Source organism: Actinokineospora sp. PR83, from assembly GCF_021056305.1.
GTDB lineage: Bacteria > Actinomycetota > Actinomycetes > Mycobacteriales > Pseudonocardiaceae > Actinokineospora > Actinokineospora spheciospongiae.
In genome coordinates this window covers 1-15,901 of sequence record NZ_JAJCXD010000022.1, presented here as the reverse complement: position 1 = coordinate 15,901, position 15,901 = coordinate 1, and the positions used below count along the sequence as shown (strand labels likewise).

The window sequence follows — 15,901 nt, the reverse complement described above, 5'->3', positions numbered from 1 at the left end:
CAGTGGCCCGTCCCGGAGGGGAACGGGCCACTGTGGACCAACAAGCGTCAGGTCGCGCGCAGGCCGGGGCCGTCCTGGACGTGCTGGGTGCCGCACTCGGTGCAGCGCAGGTCCGCGGGCAGGCGCTCGCCGCAGACGCAGACCCACGCCTTGAGCCGGGCCGGGTTCCCGGCGACGAAGGCGTGCGCGGGCACGTTCGCGGTGACGACCGCCCCCGCGGCGGCGAAGGCGTACTCGCCGATCTCGGTCCCGCACACCACCACCGCCCCCGCGCCCAGGCTCGCACCGCGGCGCACCAGGGTGGTGTACAGCTCCTCGGGCCCCTTGCGCAGGTGCGCGCGGGGGCGCAGGTCGTTGGTGAACAGCACGTTCGGGCCGAGGAACACCTCGTCCTCGCAGGTGACCCCGGTGAAGACCAGGGTGCCGTTCTTCACCGTGACCCGGTCGCCGAGCACGGCACCGGTCTCGACGAACGCGCCGTCGCAGATGTTGCAGTCGCGGCCGACCTTGGCCCCGGGCAGCACGTGCGCGAACGCCCACACGCGGGTGCCGTCGCCGACGTCCTCGCTCTCGCAGAGGCCCCTCGGGTGCACGTACGGGGTCACGGCACGAGCCCGGAGAGCACCTCGACGACCCGCTCCTGCTGCGCCGGGGTGATCTCGGCGAACAGCGGCAGCGACAGCAGCTCCCCCGCGGTCTTCTCCGCGACCGGGAACGAACCGGTGCCCAGCGCGGAGAACGCGCCGGTGCGGTGGACCGGGACCGGGTAGTGGATGCCCGCGCCGATGCCCGCGGCGTTGAGGCCCGCCAGCACGCGGTCGCGGTCGGCGACCCGGACGACGTAGAGGTGCCACACCGGCTCGTTGCCGTCGAGCACGACCGGGCGGCCCACCGACGGCAGCGCGGCGAGCAGGTCGTCGTAGCGGGCGGCGGCGGCGCGGCGGGCGGTGTTCCAGCCCTCCAGCCTGCGCAGCTTCGCCGAGAGGACAACCGCCTGGAGGGTGTCCATCCGGCTGTTGAAGCCGAGTTCCGGGTGCTCGTACTTGCGCGGCGAACCGTGCTCGCGCAGCAGCCGCACCCGCTGGGCGAGGTCGGCGTCGTCGGTCACGACACCGCCCGCGTCGCCGTAGGCGCCGAGGTTCTTGCCGGGGTAGAAGCTGGTGGCGGCGATGTCGCCGAGGGACCCGGCGGCCCGGCCGTGGCGGCGGGCGCCCTGCGACTGCGCGGCGTCCTCCACGACGGCCGCGCCCACCGCGTCGGCGATCGGGCGGATGCGCTCGACCGGCGCGGTCTGCCCGTACAGGTGCACCGGCAGGATCGCCCTGGTGCGCGGCCCGACGACGGATTCCAGCTGGTCGACGTCGATCAGCAGGGTGTCGTCGGTGCAGTCGACCAGGACCGGGGTGGCGCCCGCGCGGGCGACCGCCTCGGCGGTGGCGATGAAGGTGTTGGCGGGCAGCACGCACTCGTCGCCGGGGCCGACGCCGAGGGCGCGCAGCGCCAACTCGATGGCGTCGGTGCCGTTGCCGACGCCGACGCAGTGCGCGACCCCGCAGTAGGCGGCGAACTCGGCCTCGAAGGCGCCGACCGGGGCGCCGCCGATGAAGGCGGTCTTGGCCAGGACCTCGGCCCAGCCCTCGGCCACCTCGTCGGCGACCTGCGCGTGCTGCGCGGCCAGGTCGACCAGGGGGATGGCGGTCATGGTGCGGTCCTTTCCTGCGGTGCGGTCGCCGCGGACGTGGGGGCGGCGGTCGGGGGCGTGGGCACCGGGACAGTCTGCGCGGCGGTCGTCGGCGCGGCGACCGGTGGCACGGTGGTCGGCGGTGCCGCGGCGGTGCTGGCGTGGGCGCTGAGCTTGGCCATCTCGGACTTGGCGTTGGCGTCGTCGACCTGGAGCCTGCCGCGCCAGCGGGAGACCTTGCGGTTGACCTTGTAGCGGAAGATGCCCGCCGACGCCTGGGCCGCGTCGGCGAGGCGGGCGTCCAGGGCGGGTCGGTGGGCGATGGCGTGGGCGTACTCGTCCAGGACGATGCCCGCGGCGCGGCGCAGGCTGAACCTGGTGTCGACCAGGCCGCGGCCGTACTCGCCCAGGCGGGCCCGGGTCTCCGGGGACTCGGCGAGCACCCGGATGGCCTCGGTGAGGGCGGGGACGCCCGCACCCCGGCTGCCCGGGCCGAGGCCGAAGAAGCCGTCCCAGAGGAACCGGTCCACGGTGGACTCCTCGAACAGCTCGCTGAAGCCGTCCTCGCCGACGACCACCAGCGGCTTGCCGAAGGCCATGCCGCGCAGCGCGGAGCTGCCCATGCCGACCACGACGTCCGCCGCGGCGTAGGCCGGGCGCGGGTCGGCCAGCTCACCGGCGAGCACGACGACCCGGCGGCCCGCGCGCGCGTTCGCCCGCGCCGCCGCCTCGGCGACCTGCTCCCTGGCGGGCCCGTCGCCCGCGATGACCAGTTGCACCCGGGTTCCGCTCAGGCTCAGCTCGGCGACCGCGGCGCAGGAGGCCAGCAGGCTCTCCAGCTTGAGGTCCGGGGCGAGCCTGCTGACGATCGCGACCAGCGGCAGCTCCGGGTCAAGGCCCAGGTCGGCGCGGAAGCCGGAGGCGTCGACCGCGCCGGGGTGGTCCTGGGCGGTGTCGACCGGGGGTTCCAGCAGGGTGACCCTGGTGTGCCCGGCGGCGCGGGCGGCGGCGGCGATCTGCTCGGTGCCGACCATCAGCGGCACGGTCCTGGGGAAGAACGGCACGACCGACATGGACATGACCGTGGCGACGGTGGCGTGCGGCGCCCCGCCCGGACCGGCCGCCGCGGCGATGGCCTCGACGGCGGGCGGCCACTCGAAGCCGTGCACCACGTCGACGGCGCCGCTGGCCGAGAGCGCGCGCAGCCGCCGGATGACCCGGGCCGAGGGCCTGCCGCGCTCCAGCGGGATCTCCACGTGCGGCAGCCCGGCGGCGTGCACGCGGTCCACCACGACCCCGGGGGCGGAGAACACGACGACCTCGTGCCCGGCGTCGCGGACCTCGGTGGCGAGCTGCACGGCGTTGATCTGGGAGCCGCCCAGTTCCATGGCGTGCGGGTAGACGATGATCCGCATGGCTAGCGCAGCCTCCGTGCCGGGTTGCCCACCCAGGTCTGTCCACCGGGGACGCTGTCGAGGACGACCGAGCCCATGCCGACCACGGCCCGCTCGCCGATCGCGCGGCCCTCGCGGACCAGCGCGCCCTGCCCGAGGTAGGCGTCGCGGCCCACGGTGACCCCGCCGCCGAGCGAGGCGCGACCGGCGAGGGTGGCGAAGTCGCCGATGGCGCAGTCGTGGGTGATGAGCACGTGCGGCATGGCCACCACGTGCCGCCCGACCGGGACCGGGGCGGTGATCACGGCACCGGCCAGCAGCACGGTGCCGACACCGAGGGCGGTGCCCGGGGCGACCGACGCCATCGGGTGCACGACGGTGGCCCAGCGCTCGTCCGGCAGCCCGACCCGCTCGACCAGCGCCGCCCGGGCACCCGGCCGGTGCACCGAGGCGACGCACGCGACGACCAGGGCGTCCGGGTGCTCGGCCACCAGCTCCGCGCCGCCGAGCACGGTCAGGCCGTCGAGGTCGGCGCCGTGCCGGTCGGGGTCGTCGTCGAGCACGCCGATCGGCGTGAAGTCCCCCGGCAGCGCGCGCACCGCGGCCAGCACCTCGCGGGCCAGGCCACCGCCGCCGAGGAGCAGCAGCGGGCGGGCGGTCACGCCGGTTCCACCACTCGACCGACGGCCGCGGCGAGGGAGTCCACCACGTGCCGCTGCTCGTCCCCGGTCAGGTCGTGGTGCACCGGCAGGATCAGCGAGCGGGCGGTCAGGTGCTCGGTGACCGGCATCGGCGCCGCCGGGTGCCCGGCGTAGGCGGGCTCCAGGTGCGAGGCCATGATCCCGCGCCGCGCGGACACGCCCGCGGCCGACAGCGCGGCCAGCACGCCGTTGCGGTCGGGCATGTCGTCGGCCAGCAGCACCCAGAACGACTGGTAGTTGGTGGTGCCGTGCGCCGGGTCGGTGACCGCGCGCAGGCCGGGCAGCCCGGCCAGCAGCTCGTGGTAGCGGGCGGCGATCTCGCGCCTGCGGGCCACGATGGCGTCCAGCCTGCCGAGCTGCACCAGGCCCATGGCGGCCTGGATGTCGGTCATCCGGTAGTTGAAGCCGGTCTCCAGGTAGCTCTCGACGACCGCGCCGCCCGCGGCGTGCCGCTGCGCTGCGGACATGCTCATACCGTGCTCGCGCAGCCTGCGCAGCCGCGCGCCCAGCTCCGGGTCGTCGGTGGTGACCATGCCGCCCTCACCGGTGGTGATCAACTTGCGCGGGTGGAACGACCAGGCGGCCAGGTGCACGCCCGCGCCGACCGGGGCGCCGTCCAGGGTGGACCCGGCGGCGCAGGCGGCGTCCTCGACGATCGGCAGGTCGCCGACCACCGCGCGCAGCCCGGCGACGTCGGCCGGGACCCCGCCCTGGTGCACGGCGAGGACCGCGCGGGTGGCCGGGGTGAGCACGGCGGCGACGGTCTGCCCGGTGAGGTTGCCGGTCAGCGGGTCGACGTCGGCGAACACCGGGGTGGCGCCGCAGTAGCGCACGGCGTTCGCGGTGGCGATGAAGGAGAACGACGGCACCACGACCTCGTCGCCCGGTCCGACGCCGAGCACGTGCAGGGCCAGGTGCAGGCCGGTGGTGCAGGAGGACACCGCGACCGCGTCGGCGGCGCCGACCCGCTCGGCGAACCGCTGCTCGAACTCGGCCACCCGGGGTCCCTGGGCCACCCAGCCGGAGCGGACGACGGCGGCGACCGCGTCGGCCTCCTCCGCACCGAGCAGCGGGCGCATGACTGGGATCACCGGGTCCTCCTGGAGGGTTGCGGGGTGGCGCGCGGTTCGCATTCGCCGTCACCCCCTGCATCCATCGGGGAAGCCGCACCGAACGTTGCACCCCCGGCGGCGGGACTTCCGCCACCCGCCACTGTGGACCACCCCAGCCGCTCGGCGAACACCCGCGCCCGCTCGGCCCACGAGTGCCGCAGGGCCACCTCGCGCCGCGCGCCGGGGGCCCGGCCGGGCCGGGTGGCGGCGGCGACCCCGGCGACGAACTCCTCGGCGTCGCGCGCCACCAGCAGGTCGGCGCCCTCGTCCTGGAGCCTGCGGTGCGCGGGCAGCTCGGAGGCCACCACCGGCAGGTCCGCCGCCAGGTACTCCAGCGTCTTGAGCGGGAACGACGCCCGGTTGAACGCGGTGTCGGCGTACGGGCACAGCCCGACGTGCATGGCGGCCAGCCAGCCGGGCAGCTCCTCGAACGCGACCGCGCCGACCGCGTGCACGTTCGGCCGGGCCAGCAGCGCGGGCGCCCGCTCCGGTTCCCACGCCGGGTCGCGCGGGCCGACCAGCAGCAGCCCGACCCCGGTGTCGGCGACCGCCTCCAGCAGGGTGATGTCGATCCGGGCGGAGAGCTGCCCGACCACCCCGGCGACCGTGGCGGGGAAGCCCTCGGGCAGCGGGTTGGGCGCCAGGTCCGGGATGCCCGCGTAGGCGTCCGGGTCGCAGCCGTTGGGCAGGTCGGTCGAGCCCGCGCCGAAGCGCAGCCAGCGGGCGGCGAGCTGGGGGCTGACGGTGAACACGACGTCGGCGGCGGCCAGCGCGCGCCGCTCGTCGGCCTCCAGCTTCGCGGTGTCCTGGCGCATCAGCGCCGCGCCAGCCACCCAGTCGTCGGTGCCGTAGAGGACGTCCACGACGTCGTCGCCCCAGTGGCCGAGGACGTCGTCGAAGGAGCAGGCGACGACCGCGGCCGGGGTGCGGCCCAGCCCCCGCAGCGCGGACCGGACCTGCGCCCGGACCAGCGGCCAGGTGGTCAGCCGGATGCCCGGCCTGGTCAGGCCGGGCAGCACGACCGGGGTGAGCCGGTGCAGGCCGGGGGCGACCTCGCGCAGGTCGGCCCGCCAGGACCGCCCGCCCGGCGCGACCCCGCGGTAGCGCCGCGGGGTGGCCGGGGAGACGGGCGGGTCGACCCAGAGCACGTCGGCGTACCGGGTCAGCCGCTCGGCGAGGTGCCGCTCGGTGCCCCGCACCCCGTCGAAGGTGACCCCGGAGGCGACCACGACGAGCCGCCGGTCGCCGGGTGCGGTCGTCGGCTCGCGCATGGTCGTCCTCCGGTCAGCCAACGGTGGTCACGGGTTCTGGTCGAACACCACGTCGACCCAGTAGTTCGCGCCGCCGTAGGAGTCGCCGGGGAAGCCGGACCCGCTGCGGTACACGCCGTTCGGGTTCGACCCGGCCGACAGCGGCGGGCTGGACACGCTGGTGCGCTGGAAGTACCCCGCGTCGGCGGCGTAGCGGCCCACCGCCGTGGTGTACGAGCCGACGTAGGTCTGCCCCGCGGTCACCTGCACCGGGGTGTCGAACACGAGCGTCTGCCAGCCGGACGCCGTCTCCCCGGTGAAGGTCCCGGTGGCGAGCTGCTGACCGGTGGCGCTCCACAGCGAACCGGTGTGCGTGCCGGTGTTGAGCGCCCCCTTGTAGAACTTGACGCCCTTGACCCAGCCGGTCGTGGCGGGCACGAACCGGACGCCCAGCTCGTAGGCGCCCCCGTCGTTCGACGACTCGACCGCGGGGACCATGGCCTCGCTGAACAGCGAGCACGGGCAGGTCTGGGTGGCGACCGGCCACAGGTTCCACAGCGAGGCGCCGGGCATGATCACGCCGTTCGCGTCGGCGATGCGGATGCTCACCAGGTACGGCGCCCCCGGCACCAGCCGGGCCTTCGGGGTGAAGGTCACCGTCTTCTGGTCCGCCGACAGGGTCAGCGCACCGCCGACCTTGGCCCAGCCCGGGTCGGTCATGGAGAACTGCGCGGAGTCCGGGTCGACCGGCTCGGAGAACGTCACCGACACGGTGGTGTTCAGCGGCACGTCACCCGCGCCCGCCGCCGGGGTGCGGGAGACGATCGTCGGCGGGGTGGTGTCGCCGTTGGCGCCCGCGGTCCACACCACGTCGACCCAGTAGTTCGTCGCGTTGTAGGAGCCGGTGGGGAAGCCGCCGCCCGCGCCGTAGCGGTAGAGGCCGTTGCTGCCGTAGGCGCCGTCCTTCACCGCGTGCAGGGACTTGTAGTCGGCGCTGGTCTTGAAGTACTCGCCGGTCGCCGAGTAGCGGCCGACCGGGGCGTAGTACGAGACCACGTAGGTCGTGTTCGCCAGGACGTTGACCGGCTGGGCGAAGGTCAGCGTCTGCCAGCCGTTCGCGGTCTCCCCGGTGAAGGTGCCGGTGGCCAGGCGGGTGCCGTCGGCCGACCACAGCGAGCCGGTGTGGGTGCCGGTGTTGCCGTCGCCCTTGTAGAACTTCACGCCGAGGACCTGGCCGCGCACGTCGAACCGGACCTTGGTGCCCAGTTCGATCGCGGACACGTCGTTCACCGCGTTGACCGCGGGCACCGCGAAGTCGTCCCACACCGAGCACGGGCAGGTGGCCGCCCGGGGCACGCCGGTCTTGAACTGGAACTCGTGGTTCTGCGGCGCGTTGCCCGCCAGGTCGTAGGCGCGGGTGGACACGTAGTAGGTGGTGCCGCCCGCCCACGGGTTGTCCGGGGTGAACGTCACCGTGCGCTTGTCCGCGGCCAGTGCCGTGGTGCCGGAGATGCCGCCGTTGGGGCCGTTGACCGAGACCAGCGCCGAGGAGGCGGTGACCGGTTCGTCCCAGACCACGGTGATCGGGGCGGTGAGGGTGACGCTGCCCTGGCCGTTGGTGGGCGAGGTGCTCGCCACCTCCGGCGCCCGGGTGTCCGGGCCGGGGTCGAGGGCGAACACGACGTCGACCCAGTAGTTGGTGGCCCGGTAGCTGTCGGACGGGAAGCCGGACGCCCCGACCCGGAACACGCCGTTGGGGTCGCCGACGACGCTCTGCTTGGCCGACAGCGGTTCCAGGCCCTTCGCCGAGGTGGCGAAGTAGTCCTGGTCGGCGGCGTAGCGGCCGGTGTCGGTGTGGTAGGAGGCCACGTAGGTGGTGCCCGCGGTGATCGGCACGGCCACCGGGAACGCCAGCGTCTGCCACCCGGTCGCGGTCTCCGCGGTGAAGGTGCCGGTCGCCAGCTTCTGGCCGGAGGCGGTCCACAGCGTGCCGGTGTGCGTGCCGGTGTTGCCGGTGCCCTTGTAGAACTTCACGCCGCGGACGTAGCCGTCGGTCTGGGCGGTGAACTTGGTGCCCAGCTCGACCGCGCTGAGGTCGTTGGCCGCCGGGTTGGTCGGCGCGTCGGTGGCGTTCCAGATCGAGCACGGGCAGGTGCGGGTGTTGACGGTGATCGCCCGCGACAGGACCGCGGACAGGTTCGCCGAGTCGTCCACCGCGCGGACCCGCAGCGTCTTCGCGCCCGAGGACGGCGGGGTGAAGGTGTAGTTCCAGGTGGTGGTGCCCGCGGTCCAGGTGGCCGCGTGCCAGGTGCTGCCGTCGACCGAGACCTCGACGCCCGCGACCTTGCCCGCGGCGTCGTTCACCGTGCCGGAGAAGGTGTACGGGGTGGCCACCGTGGGGTTCGGGGTGGCGTTCACCGCCACCACCGGGGCGGCGGTGTCGGTGCTGGCGGTGGTGGCGGTCAGGCCCGGTTGCAGGGTCGCGGCCTGCACGCCCATGTCGGCCAGGACGTTGACCGTGGCCTGCTTGATCCGCACGTCGGAGGTCGGCATGTCGGTGCGGAAGGCGTGCTCGTCCTCCACGCCCCAGGCCCACTGCACGGTGCCCGCGCCGAAGACCAGGGCGCCGCTGGCGGCCCGGTACAGCGTCAGCGCGTGCGTCTTGGTGCCCGAGCGGTAGAGGTCGCCGTGGTTCTGGAGGACGTAGTCGCCCTGCATGGTGACCGTGGTTCGGGAGAGCTGGGCGACGCCCGCGGGCTGGAAGCCGTTCTCCTCCACCGTGTCCCACTCGTAGCCGAGGGTGCCGGGCTGGAAGGTGTAGCTGTCGGTGGCGGTGGCCAGCGGGGTGTTGCGCCAGAGCCGCATCTTGCCGTACGCGGCGGGCACGGTCAGCGAGTCGTCGCGGCGGCCGTTGACGGTGAAGATCTGCCCGAGCAGCGAGTTCTCCGGCCTGCCGCCGTTCGACGGCGGGCTGAACCGGGGGTCGCGCCAGGTGCCGGTCCACTCCGGGCTCGGGTCGATCTTGGCGTTGGCCTTGGTCTCCTTGTAGATGATCATGTTGCGCCACGGGGTGGCCGAGGAGTCGATGCTCGGCGCCCAGCGGTGCTTCCAGAAGACCTCGTTGCCGGTGAGGAACGCCATGTGCACCCCGGCGTCGCGGGCGGCCTCGACGTTGTCGCGCTGCTCGACCGACCAGTACTCGTCGTGCCCGACGGCCATGAACACCTTGTGGTTCTTGATCAGGTTGCCGCGCCTGGCCGAGTCCACGTTGGTCGTGTACGTCATGTCGTACCCGTTGGCCTCCATGAACTTCAGCATCGGGTACTCGGCGTTGAAGATGTAGTTCTCCTCGCCGCCGCCGGTGATCGGGCGGTTGTAGCTCACCCCGTAGGACGAGCCGCCGTCGCCGGGACCGGTGCCGGTGTAGAGGCTGTTGCCGCCGTAGCGGTTGTAGGCGTGCCAGGTCGCGTCCGAGGTCTGGAAGGCGATCTTGGCGGTGCTGCTGTCGTCGCGGACGACGAACGGGATCTCGTTCTCCCCGTTGGTGTCGTCGCGGTGCAGCACCGCGTAGTACAGCCCGGAGACCGCGTAGGTGGGCACGGTCCAGGTCAGCGAGACCGCCCAGTTGCCGCAGTCGACCATCTGGGTCGGGGCGTCGACCTTGCAGTCGGGCTGGGTCTGCGGGTTGAGCCGGTTGACCGTGCCCATCTTCCGCGCGCCCGCGCCGCCGTAGTGGCCGAGCCGGTAGATGTCGATCTTGTAACTGGCCGCGTCCGTCTTGACCTTGAAGTTGACGGTGCCGCCGACGTTGGTGCTGATGTCGGTGGTGAACCCGGCGATCGAGTCGTCGATGCCCGCGACCTGCCAGTTCGGGTCGCCCACCTCGGTGTTCTCGCAGGCGACCCGGTTGACGACCGGGGCGGTGCAGGCCGCGGCGGCGGCCGGTGGCGCGAACACCACCGCGGGTACCGCCGCCACCCCCGCGGCGAGCGCCACCACCGTCACCCTGGACACCGAACGCCGAACCACCGTGCCGATGGCGTGCACTGCGCGCATCAGCCACTCCTCCCGAACACCGGGCCGCGCTCCCGCGCGGTCCCGAATCCCACAGTTTGTCCGCACTTGTCACCGTGGGTGAGGCAGCAAGTCACGAAGGCGTGCGCACACTGCGATCAGCCCCCGCAAGATCGCCTCGTCACTCCTGTGTAGACGGGATCGAGCTGGGAAAACCCTTCGTTACAGGGGGACAGCACAAAACACGATCTCGCGCTGTACGTCACCTTCCGCCGGAACCCTGGGCGGCCGGACGGGCACCCAGGGTGAAAGTCGAGGGCGGCGCGGTCACTTCCCGGATTCGGCGCGCCACCACGCCACGAGGTCGCGCAGGCCGGTGTCCATGCCGATCTCGGGCTTCCAGCCCAGGTCGTGCGCGGCGGCGCTGATGTCGGCCAGCCGCCGGGTGACGCCGTTGACCTTGCGCTCCGGGCCGTGCTCCACCCCGAGGTCGGAGTCCATCGCCGCGAGCAGCCCCCTGGCCAGCCCGAGCAGGCTGGTCTCGGAGTTGCTGGCGATGTTGTAGACCGCGTCGGTGACGTCGGCGCGGGCGGCGAGGATGTTCGCCCTGGCGATGTCGTGCACGTGCACGAAGTCCATGGTCTGCGCGCCGTCGCCGAAGATCAGCGGGGCCTTGCCGTCGACGATCCGCTCCATCCAGCGGATGAGGACCTCGGTGTAGAGGCCGTGCACGTCCATGCGCGGGCCGTAGACGTTGAAGTAGCGCAGCGCCACGTAGTCGAGGTCGTACATCGCCTTGAAGCTGCGCAGCATCCCCTCGTTGAACGCCTTCGCGGCGCCGTAGAAGGTGTCGTTGTTGTACGGGTGGTGGCGCTCGGTGGTGGGGAACTGCTCGGCGAGGCCGTAGATCGAGGCCGAGGACGAGGCGATGACCTTCTTCACCCCGGCGGCCGCGGCGGCCTCCAGCACGGTGAAGGTGCCGTCGACGAGGACCTCCAGCGCCAGCCGGGGCTCCTCGGCGCACTGGGTGATGCGGATGGCGGCGAGGTGGAACACCAGGTCCACACCCGTGCTCAGCTCGCCCATCAGCTTCGGGTCGTTGATGTCGCCCTCGACGAACCGCAGCCGGTCGCCCGCGGCGGCCTGCGCGTCGGCCAGGTTGGCCATCCGGCCCCGCACCAGGTTGTCGACCACGACGACCTCGGCGGCGTCGGCGGCGATGAGCTGGTCGACCACCGACGAACCGATGGTCCCGGCGCCGCCGGTGACCAGCACGCGCTGGCCCGCGATCGGTTGGGCGTGTGCCGACGGGACGTGGTTGTCCGCCATGGTGGTTCCCTCTCGTGCGAATTCGGGTGTTGCTCGGGTACTGCTGTGATTTACCGGGCCGAGCGACCGCGCAGCTCGGCCAGCGACCGGTGCTCGATGAACGGGCGCTCGAAGGCGCGGTGGAACAGGTAGGACGCGGCGAGCACCACGGGGATGCCGACCACCAGCAGCAGGGCGAACCTGGCGTCCGCCGAGTCGACGGCCGGTTCCACCCCGAAGTGGTACACCAGCCACAGCAGCGGCAGGTGGATCAGGTAGACGCTGTAGGAGAAGTGGCCGAGGAACCGGGGGACGCGACCGGCGAACGCGGCGGCGACCGGCCGCCACCCGCCGCCCGCCAGCACGGCCAGGGCCAGCGCGGTCCCGGCGCCCACGGCGAGGTCGACCCAGAAGTAGTGCGCGTCCACCCAGACCGGGCCCGCGGTGAACGCGAGCACGACGAACCCGGCGAGGCACAGCAGGGCCGCCGCCCCGACCAGCGCCCGCGCGCGCAGCCCGGACCGGACCACCTCCGCGGCCACCACGCCGAACACGAACAGCGCGAAGAACTGCGGAGTCAGGTTCTGGATGCCGTCGAGCGCGGGCACCCGCTCGGACACGACCTGCGCCGCGACGACCACGGCGAGCCCGAGCGCGGCGAGCGCCCAGCCCGGCAGCCGCCTGCGGACCAGCAGCACCAGCGGGAACAGGAAGTAGATCTGCCACTCGATCGCGATCGACCAGAACGCGCCGTTGGGCCGGGGGGCGTCGACCACGTCCTGCAGGAGCAGCGCGTGCACCACGATCCCCTTGACCGACACCAGGTCGCCGGTCAGCGCCGGGGTGATCAGGCCGAACACCGCCGCCGACAGCGCCAGCGCCGCCCAGTACGGGGGCAGGATGCGCCAGGCCCGCCTGCGCAGGAACCGGCCGACCCCGCCGAGCCGGTAGTCGCGCCGAGCCGGGGCGATGGCCAGCGAGAAGCCGCTGACCACGATGAACACCGCCACCGCGAGGTGGCCGTAGACCAGCCACGACGCCCAGGCCGGGCCGGTGTCGCGCGGGTAACCGGGGTAGGTGGTGAGCCAGATGTGGTGCGCGACGACGAACACCGCGGCGAACGCCCGCACGCCGTCCACGAACGACAGCCGGAGCGCGGGCGCCGCGGTCTGCACGACGATCGGGGCGAACCGCTCGGTCGCCTCGGCCGCCGGGGCGATGCGCACGGTCGGTTCGCCCGCCGGGGTCGGCGCGGTGGCCGGGCGGGCCCGGGTGTCCCCCGCGCCCCCGGTGCCGACCGCCCCACCCGTGGTCACAGCAGCGCGCCCTCGGGGGTCTCGGCCTCGGAGTCGGCGCCGAGGACGGGCAGGAACACCCCGCCCTGGGCGAGGCTGGCGGAGGCGGCCTCCAGGATGGCGAGCACGCGCAGGCCGGAGCGGCCGTCGGTCAGCGGCGGGCGGCCCTCGGTGATGGCGGCGTGGAACTCGGCCATCACCGCGCGCAGCGCCTCCTTCTCCGGCAGCGCGGGGGCGACCATGTCACCGGTGCGGTAGGACACGATCGTCTGCTCGCGCTTCTCCTCGCCCAGTTCGGCTGCCCCGGCGCGGTCCACGCCCCGGTCGTAGATCGACAGCCGCTGGCTGGGGTTGAGGTCGTCCCAGACCACCGTGCGCTGCGAGCCGCCGACGACCATGGTGCGGATCTTCGTCGGCGACAGCCAGTTCACGTGCACGTGCGCCATGGCGCCGCCGGTCAGCTCGATGGTCAGGTGCGCCACGCAGGCGCGGCCCGCGCCGATCGGGTCCGAGCCGTGCGCGGCCACCGCCAGCGGTCGCACCCCCTCGGGCAGGATCGACAGGAAGATCGACAGGTCGTGCGGGGCCAGGTCCCAGAGCACGTCCACGTCCGGCTGGACCAGGCCCAGGTTGATCCGCACCGAGTCCAGGTACTGCACCGAGCCGATCCCGCCGCTGTGCACCAGCTCGCGCAGGTGCGCCACGGCCGGGGTGTAGCAGTAGGTGTGGTCGAGCATCAGGGTCAGCCCGCGCTCCTCGGCGGCCCGGACCAGCGCGGCGCCCTCGGCGTGGGTGGCCGCGAGCGGCTTCTCCACCAGGACGTGCTTGCCCGCCTCCAGGGCGGCCATGGCCACCGGCAGGTGCGTCTTGGCGGGCGTGGCAATGGCGACCGCGTGCACCTCCGGGTCGGCGAGCACCTCGTCGAGGGAGTCGGAGACCCGCACGGTCGAGTACTCGCCGAGCACCCGGCGGGCCCGGTCGGCGTCGAGGTCGCACAGGTACCGCAGGCGCAGCCCGGGGGTGGCCTGGGCGTTGCGCACCAGGTTCGGTCCCCAGTACCCGGCGCCGATGACGGCCAGCCCGATGGTCTGCACGTGACACTCCACTTCGGATGAGGAATCGCTAGTAGGCACCGGCGCCGCTGAACACGGCCCGGAAGGTCTTCCAGAGGATCACCGCGTCGAGGGCGAGCGACCAGTCCTCGACGTAGCGCAGGTCGAGCCGGACCGCCTCCTCCCACGGGAGGTCGGAGCGCCCGCTGACCTGCCACAACCCGGTCAGGCCCGGCTTCACCAGCAGCCTGCGGCGCACGTCGGGGGCGTAGCGGGCGGTCTCCTCCGGCAGCGGCGGGCGCGGGCCGACCAGCGACATCGGACCGGCGAGCACGTTGAACAACTGCGGCAGCTCGTCGATGGAGTAGCGGCGCAGGACCGCCCCGACCCTGGTCACCCTCGGGTCCTTGCGCATCTTGAACAGCACGCCGTTGCCCTCGTTCTGCTCGGCGAGCTGGGTGACCATCCGGTGCGCGCCGGTGACCATGGTGCGGAACTTGACGATGGTGAACTCGCGGCCGTCCTTGCCGACCCGGCGCTGCTTGTAGAACACCGGCCCCCGGCTGTCGATCGCGATGGCGGCGGCCACGAACAGCATCACCGGCGCCAGCAGCGCCAGCAGCACGGCCGAGCCGACCTTGTCCATGGCGTCCTTGACCACCCGGCGGACCCCGGTGAACGAGGGCGCGCTGACCCGCAGCAGCGGCATCCCGAGCACCGCGTCCACGTGCAGCCGCGGCCCGGCGACCTCCATCAGCACCGGGGCGACGACCATCTCCGCGCCGCTGCCCTCCAGCCGCCAGGCGAGCTGCTGCAACCGCTGCGGGGTCCAGTACTGGTCGGGGGTGACGGCGACGATGCGGTAGCCGCCGCGGCGGGCGTGCGTGGCCAGGTCGCTCAGGCGGCCGATGACCGGGACGCCGTCGACGTCGGGCAGGCCGTCGCCGAGGCCGTCGGCGGTGCAGACCGCGTCCACGCGCCAGCCCAGGTGGGCCGAGCCGCGGGTGCGGGAGATCAGGTCCTGCACGGTGTCGAGGCTGCCCGCGGCCATCACCGGCAGCAGGCAGCGGCCCTCGCGCCTGCGCCGGTGCAGGAGCTGGCGCTGGGCGTAGCGGATCGGGAACAGCAGCAGCGCGGTCGCGGGCACCACCACGAACACCCACGGCCGCAGCCGGGCGATGTCGAACAGCAGCCCGCCGAGCGCGAGCACCACGGCGGCGGCGACGAACGCCCGGCCGAGCCTGCGGAACTCCTCGGCCCCCTGCCCCAGCGCGGCGCTGTTCCACGCCCGGTTGACCATCAGCGCGGCGAGCAGCACGGCGAAGGTGGTCAGCCCGACCAGGCCCACCAGCGGGCCGTCCGGGTAGGCGCGGTGCTGCACGTACCCGCCGACCCCCAGCACGCCGAGCACGACCGCCACCAGGTCACCGGCGATGACGCCCGCGCGGTACTTCGGCTCCCACCCGGCGACCGGGGGGAACGACGGCTCGCCCGCGGGCAGCCCAACGCGCGGCCCGCGGGCACGCCAGCCCCCGCTGGGCGTGGGCCGCAGTGCCGCTCGGCGGCGCGAGTACCCAACTTGGTCACGCATTGTGCATCCCCCGGTTCGGGCGATCGGGCAGGACAGGGCGGGCGAGAGGTCCCCGGTCCCCCGCCTGGTGTGATTTCCGTGGTTCGGGCCCACCGCCGCCCCCGAAGGGATCGGACATGGCCGCGATCCCTCTTTCGTTCCCCTGCACCACGCCGTTACACAGACGGTTAACGAAGAGCCCCAGGGAAAGCGCTCCCACTAACTGCAACCACCCTCAACTACACAATCCGTAGCAAACCCCGTGATGCACGCTTGACCTGATCACCCACCCCACCCCAGGTCGACCCCACCACCCACCCTGAGCACAATCGTCCATTCCAGACAGAAAATGTTGTGACGGAGCGTACAAGTCCCCCCGCCGATTTCCGTTCCCCCCGCCAACAACCCCCACCCCCACCCAATCCCGATCACTTCCACCCCTCACTCAACAAAAACCCACTCCCACAGACCACTCCGCCCCCCACCCATCCCCGAATCCCCCTCAAATACCCCCTCCACCTGCA

The 15,901-nt window shown here is 73.3% G+C and carries 11 protein-coding genes; all 11 read right to left on the bottom strand.

The features are described from left to right. Positions 1–47: 47 nt before the first annotated feature. Positions 48–605: an acyltransferase gene (locus L6E12_RS07225; RefSeq protein WP_236227098.1), complete on the bottom strand. Its 558-nt coding sequence runs from the start codon at positions 603–605 to the stop codon at positions 48–50. Continuing rightward, complete coding sequence (locus L6E12_RS07220) at positions 602–1,702, bottom strand: DegT/DnrJ/EryC1/StrS aminotransferase family protein (RefSeq protein ID WP_236227097.1); 1,101 nt, start codon at positions 1,700–1,702, stop codon at positions 602–604. The genes L6E12_RS07225 and L6E12_RS07220 overlap by 4 nt, the downstream gene beginning before the upstream one ends. Continuing rightward, a complete protein-coding gene (locus L6E12_RS07215) occupies positions 1,699–3,096 on the bottom strand; it encodes a glycosyltransferase family 4 protein (RefSeq protein ID WP_236227096.1) in 1,398 nt (465 codons plus the stop codon). The genes L6E12_RS07220 and L6E12_RS07215 overlap by 4 nt, the downstream gene beginning before the upstream one ends. 2 nt (positions 3,097–3,098) lie before the next feature. Further along, complete coding sequence (locus tag L6E12_RS07210) at positions 3,099–3,737, bottom strand: NeuD/PglB/VioB family sugar acetyltransferase (RefSeq protein WP_236227095.1); 639 nt, start codon at positions 3,735–3,737, stop codon at positions 3,099–3,101. Next, positions 3,734–4,867 carry a DegT/DnrJ/EryC1/StrS aminotransferase family protein gene (locus L6E12_RS07205; RefSeq protein WP_236227094.1) on the bottom strand — a complete coding sequence of 378 codons (1,134 nt, stop codon included), beginning with the start codon at positions 4,865–4,867 and terminating at the stop codon, positions 3,734–3,736. The genes L6E12_RS07210 and L6E12_RS07205 overlap by 4 nt, the downstream gene beginning before the upstream one ends. Continuing rightward, on the bottom strand, positions 4,864–6,159 hold the full coding sequence (locus L6E12_RS07200; protein WP_236227093.1) for a glycosyltransferase: 1,296 nt from the start codon (positions 6,157–6,159) through the stop codon (positions 4,864–4,866). The genes L6E12_RS07205 and L6E12_RS07200 overlap by 4 nt, the downstream gene beginning before the upstream one ends. Before the next feature lie 27 nt (positions 6,160–6,186). Then, positions 6,187–10,194: a DUF4082 domain-containing protein gene (locus L6E12_RS07195; protein ID WP_236227092.1), complete on the bottom strand. Its 4,008-nt coding sequence runs from the start codon at positions 10,192–10,194 to the stop codon at positions 6,187–6,189. Positions 10,195–10,479: 285 nt separating this feature from the next. Beyond that, positions 10,480–11,481, bottom strand: a complete 1,002-nt coding sequence (locus tag L6E12_RS07190; RefSeq protein ID WP_236227091.1) for an SDR family NAD(P)-dependent oxidoreductase — start codon at positions 11,479–11,481, stop codon at positions 10,480–10,482. 50 nt (positions 11,482–11,531) lie between these two features. Continuing rightward, a complete protein-coding gene (locus L6E12_RS07185; RefSeq protein ID WP_236227090.1) occupies positions 11,532–12,776 on the bottom strand; it encodes an acyltransferase in 1,245 nt (414 codons plus the stop codon). Continuing rightward, on the bottom strand, positions 12,773–13,849 hold the full coding sequence (locus L6E12_RS07180) for a Gfo/Idh/MocA family protein (RefSeq protein ID WP_236227089.1): 1,077 nt from the start codon (positions 13,847–13,849) through the stop codon (positions 12,773–12,775). The genes L6E12_RS07185 and L6E12_RS07180 overlap by 4 nt, the downstream gene beginning before the upstream one ends. Before the next feature lie 28 nt (positions 13,850–13,877). Continuing rightward, positions 13,878–15,398 (bottom strand): sugar transferase, encoded by a 1,521-nt coding sequence (locus L6E12_RS07175; RefSeq protein WP_236227088.1) that lies wholly within the window; start codon positions 15,396–15,398, stop codon positions 13,878–13,880. Positions 15,399–15,901 lie beyond the last annotated feature (503 nt).

Coding starts and splice junctions, on each gene's coding strand:
- L6E12_RS07220 (WP_236227097.1), bottom strand. CDS start 1,702: ATGACCGCCATCCCCCTGGTCGACCTGGCCGCGCAGCACGCGCAGGTC.
- L6E12_RS07195 (WP_236227092.1), bottom strand. CDS start 10,194: ATGCGCGCAGTGCACGCCATCGGCACGGTGGTTCGGCGTTCGGTGTCC.
- L6E12_RS07190 (WP_236227091.1), bottom strand. CDS start 11,481: ATGGCGGACAACCACGTCCCGTCGGCACACGCCCAACCGATCGCGGGC.
- L6E12_RS07175 (WP_236227088.1), bottom strand. CDS start 15,398: ATGCGTGACCAAGTTGGGTACTCGCGCCGCCGAGCGGCACTGCGGCCC.
- L6E12_RS07200 (WP_236227093.1), bottom strand. CDS start 6,159: ATGCGCGAGCCGACGACCGCACCCGGCGACCGGCGGCTCGTCGTGGTC.
- L6E12_RS07215 (WP_236227096.1), bottom strand. CDS start 3,096: ATGCGGATCATCGTCTACCCGCACGCCATGGAACTGGGCGGCTCCCAG.